5 protein-coding genes are annotated in these 4,061 nt (G+C 63.0%); 2 read left to right on the top strand and 3 right to left on the bottom strand.

Going from position 1 to position 4,061, the window contains the following annotated elements:
* Positions 1 to 208: 208 nt before the first annotated feature.
* The 3 genes from EFD56_RS32245 to EFD56_RS32255 form a co-directional block, all read right to left on the bottom strand.
* Positions 209 to 1,282 carry a zinc-binding metallopeptidase family protein gene (locus tag EFD56_RS32245; protein ID WP_126907121.1) on the bottom strand — a complete coding sequence of 358 codons (1,074 nt, stop codon included), beginning with the start codon at positions 1,280 to 1,282 and terminating at the stop codon, positions 209 to 211.
* Between the two features lie 90 nt (positions 1,283 to 1,372).
* Entirely contained in the window at positions 1,373 to 1,564 is a 192-nt protein-coding gene (locus tag EFD56_RS32250) for a CsbD family protein (protein ID WP_010019980.1), read from the bottom strand.
* Between the two features lie 101 nt (positions 1,565 to 1,665).
* A complete protein-coding gene (locus EFD56_RS32255; RefSeq protein WP_004673076.1) occupies positions 1,666 to 2,271 on the bottom strand; it encodes a YqgE/AlgH family protein in 606 nt (201 codons plus the stop codon).
* A 141-nt stretch (positions 2,272 to 2,412) separates the two neighbouring features.
* On the opposite strand from EFD56_RS32255, the gene EFD56_RS32260 reads away from it, so the two are divergent.
* Positions 2,413 to 3,252 carry a protein-disulfide reductase DsbD domain-containing protein gene (locus EFD56_RS32260; protein ID WP_206513436.1) on the top strand — a complete coding sequence of 280 codons (840 nt, stop codon included), beginning with the start codon at positions 2,413 to 2,415 and terminating at the stop codon, positions 3,250 to 3,252.
* 90 nt (positions 3,253 to 3,342) lie between these two features.
* Positions 3,343 to 3,828, top strand: a complete 486-nt coding sequence (locus EFD56_RS32265; RefSeq protein ID WP_064817619.1) for a peroxiredoxin — start codon at positions 3,343 to 3,345, stop codon at positions 3,826 to 3,828.
* Positions 3,829 to 4,061: the final 233 nt, after the last annotated feature.

The raw sequence follows: 4,061 nt of genomic DNA on the forward strand, positions 1-4,061 counted from the left end.
CAGTCGTCCGACTAGCTCGTCCCAATCCAATGCTTGCAACGAATCGCTCATCACCAAGGTGAATCATTCGCGATCATCACCGTCAAGGCTAAGTTAGCGCCTATGGGGCTTGACCCGAGCATCCACGCCAACACCCACCAGTCGGAACATGGATCCTCGGCTCAAGGCCGAGGATGACGGAAAGTGTGGTGGCGTCCCAGCCAATTCGTTACTGCTGCCGCGCCGCCGCCCCCTGGATCAGCCGGTGCAGATATTCGAGCTTGCTCACCACGGGCGACGACAGCACGAAGGGGTAGGAGTCGGGCTGGCCCATGCTGCGCTGGATGGCGTTGATCGCCAGGCTGAGCGGCACCCAGGCGCTGACCAGCTGTTCGGCGCTTGCCGCCCTGTAGGGGAGGAAATCGACCTCGCCTGATATTTCCTCGTGGCCGCGCGGATCGATGGCGATGCCGAAGGCGCGCGCCGTCTCCAGCGTGTCGACGATATGGAGATAATGGGCGAAGCACTCGGCGAAATCCTCCCAGGGGTGGGATGCCGCATAGGCGCTGATGAAACTGTCCTGCCATCCAGGAGGTGCGCCGCCGGCATAGTGATTTTGCAGGGCAGCCGCATAATCCTGCCGTTCGTCGCCGAAGACGGCGCGGAATTCAGCAAGGCCGTCGCGGTCGCGCACCAGCTTGTTCCAGATGAAATGGCCGGCTTCGTGGCGGAAATGGCCAAGCAGGGTGCGATAGGGCTCATTCATCGAGCTGCGCGCCTGTTCGCGCGTCGCATCGTCGGCTTCCGCGGCGCGGATGGTGATCAGGCCTTCCTCGTGGCCGGTCATGGCCGGCACGACATGGCCGTCATTCTGCAGCGAATCCTCGAGGAAATCGAAGACGAGGCCGCCTTGCGGGTCTTGCGTCCGGTCGGGATGCGGCAGCTTCCAGCGCAAGAGCGAATAAAACAGATGGCGCTGCGCCTGGCCGATGCGCCGCCAGCGGCCGATACCGTCCTCGGTATCGGTGTTCGGCACCAGCCGGTTGTGACGGCAGGCGGTGCAGAATTCACCGTCGCTATCGCCCTCCACCAGCCAGTTGCAGATGTCGAGACCGGCATTTGCGCAGAAGCGCACCTGCCGGTCGGGATCGGCAACAAGCTGCCAGACCGTCTCGTCGCGCGGCTCTAGCGCATGCATGGCGAGATCGCCGGGCAGGAAGCCGAGGCGATGATTGCAGCGCACGCAGTGGCGGTTGTCGAAGTGGACGACCTGATCGCAATTGTCGCAGGCGAAAAGCTTCATCGTCTTGATCTCAGCAAGGAAGCGGCGGATTAAAAATGCCCGCCGCGCGGTGCGCGCAGCAGGCATGGTTCATCAAGGCTGCGCTGGTGGTTAGAGCCGGTCGACGGCGCCCTTGAGCTTGTCCTTGACCTTGCCGGTTGCGACCTGCCCCTTGCCCTTGGCTTCCTGGACGGCGCCCTTGGCCTGCATGTCGCGATCGTCGGCAGCCTTGCCGACCGCCTGCTTCGTTTTGCCGGCAATTTCGTTTGCCTTGCCTGAGATCTTGTCGCTGGTGCTACCCATTTAATATCTCCTTGTCAGCGTCGGACCTCTCGTCCGCGCGGGAAGGAAACGTCACTTCGAGCTATTCGTTCCAGCGATCGCCAGCGGCCTCGCCACCGGCGTCATGCGTGTCCGGCCTCGGCCGAAAGCATGGCGGCGGTCACGCCCATGCCGGCAAGGGCCCGCTCGTATTTGTCCTCGAGGCTGCGATCGAAGATCAGTTCTTCATTTGCCGGGCAGGTGAGCCAGCCATTGTTGGCGACCTCGTTTTCGAGCTGGCCGGCGCCCCAGGAGGAGTAACCGAGCAGCATCGTCGCGCGCTTCGGCCCGGCGCCCTTGGAGATGGCGCGCACGATGTCGAGCGTTGCCGTCAGGCAGATATCGTCGCTGACGGGGATCGAGGAGTCGCTGGCATAATCGTCCGAATGCAGCACGAAGCCGCGGCCGCTTTCCACCGGGCCGCCGGTCTGGATCGGGAAATCGCGGGCGCGCTGCGGCAGCACGATCGGCTCTTCCTGCTTGATCATGTCGAGATGCAGCAGCACGTCTGTGAAGGTCAGGCTCTGCGGCCGGTTGATGACGAAGCCCATGGCGCCGGCATCCGAATGCGCGCAGATGTAAATCACCGTGCGGGCAAAATTGCGGTCCTCCATGCCGGGCATGGCGATGAGGAACTGGCCATCGAAGAAGCCACGTTCCCGTCTGTTCTTCAGCGTCGATAAGGACATCGTTCCTCCTGCTGCCAGACCGCACCAAGGCCCCGACTAGAGAAGGATGGGCCAATGTCACCAATCAATCAACTGAAAATGAAGATTATATGGCCGTCCACTTCTGGCGGCGACACGACACTTTCGGTAAACCTTTGTTCCATGATGATTATTTCTTTGGCACCGTACCGGCTTTTCATGGCGGCCATTTCGCTGGCCGCAGCCTTCGCCCCCTTTAGTTCCGCCCAGGCGGAAATGAGCGCCTGGGCCGAGGCCGAGGGCGGCCGTATGCGCCTCGTGGCGCTGGCGCCCGATGCCGGCGGCAAAATCCGCGCCGGCCTGCAGATCGAGCCGAAACCCGGCTGGATCACCTATTGGCGCGAGCCCGGCAACAGCGGCATTCCGCCTCAACTCACCATCGCGGCCGGAAGCGGCGTCACGCTTGATAGCATCGCCTATCCGGTTCCCAAGCACTTCTTCAACGGCGCCATCGAGGATATCGCCTATGACGCGCCGGTGACGCTGCCGCTGTCGCTGACGGCATCCCGCAAAACCCCGGTCGCGGTCGACGCGACGGCCTTCATCGGCATCTGCAGGGATATCTGCGTTCCCTTCCAGGCAAATCTCTCGGTGACGCTCGGCCCTGCCATCCAGTCGCATCCGGAGGAGGAGGCGATCCTTGCCGCCGCCGATGCGGCGCTGCCGAAGCCGCCGTCGGCCGATTTCAAGGTCACGGCGCATGCGATCGCGCCGGACAGGAAGACACTGTCGCTGACGCTCACCCTGCCGGGCGCGGGAAAGAGCCCGCCCGACATCATCGTCACCGGCCCGGGCGGCTATGCCTTCACCAAGCAGATCGGCGGCAAACGTGACGGCGCCACCTTCAAGACCGACATTGCAATCGGCAAGCTGCCGAAGGATTATGATCCATCGGGCAAGCGCTGGAGCGTGCTGGTGATCGATGGCGGCAAGGCGATGGAGACCACGCTTGCCTTTGACTGACCGGAATTTATAGTCGCCTGCGATCTTCTCGCGGCGCCCGCCAAGCCGGCCCCGGCATCTGCCGCAAAACCTGGATAAAGGAGAAAACCCATGACCATCGCGATCGGCGACAAGCTTCCTGCCGCCACCTTCAAGGAAAAGACCGCCGACGGCCCGGTCGAAATCAGCACCGAGCAGCTCTTCGCCGGCAAGCGCGTCGTTCTCTTTGCCGTGCCGGGCGCCTTCACGCCCACCTGCTCGCTGAACCATCTGCCGGGTTATCTCGAAAACCGCGACACCATTCTCGGCAAGGGCGTCGACGACATCGCCGTTCTCGCCGTCAACGACTGGCACGTCATGGGCGCCTGGGCGCAATCCTCCGGCGGTATGGGCAAGATCCACTTCCTCGCCGACTGGGACGCCGGCTTCACCAAGGCCGTCGGCCTCGAAGCCGACCTCTCCGCCGGCGGCCTCGGCCTGCGCTCCAAGCGCTATTCGATGCTGGTGGAAAATGGCGTCGTGAAAGCGCTCAACGTCGAGGAAAGCCCCGGCCAGGCCACAGTCTCGGGTGCTGCGGCGATGCTGGAATTGCTTTGAGTTTTCGATAGGACGGCAGCGCCGGCTGGTCTGGCCAGCAACGTTCCCAACCTCCGTCATTCCAGGCCTTGAGCCTGGGATCCACGGTCGCAGTCGGCGAGGCCGGCATGGGTCCTCGGGTCAAGCCCCATAGGCGCTAACTTAGCCTTGACGGTGATGATCGCGAATGATTCACCTTGGTGATGAGCGATTCGTTGCAAGCATTGGATTGGGACGAGCTAGTCGGACGACTG

It is taken from the genome of Rhizobium phaseoli, from assembly GCF_003985125.1.
GTDB lineage: Bacteria > Pseudomonadota > Alphaproteobacteria > Rhizobiales > Rhizobiaceae > Rhizobium > Rhizobium phaseoli.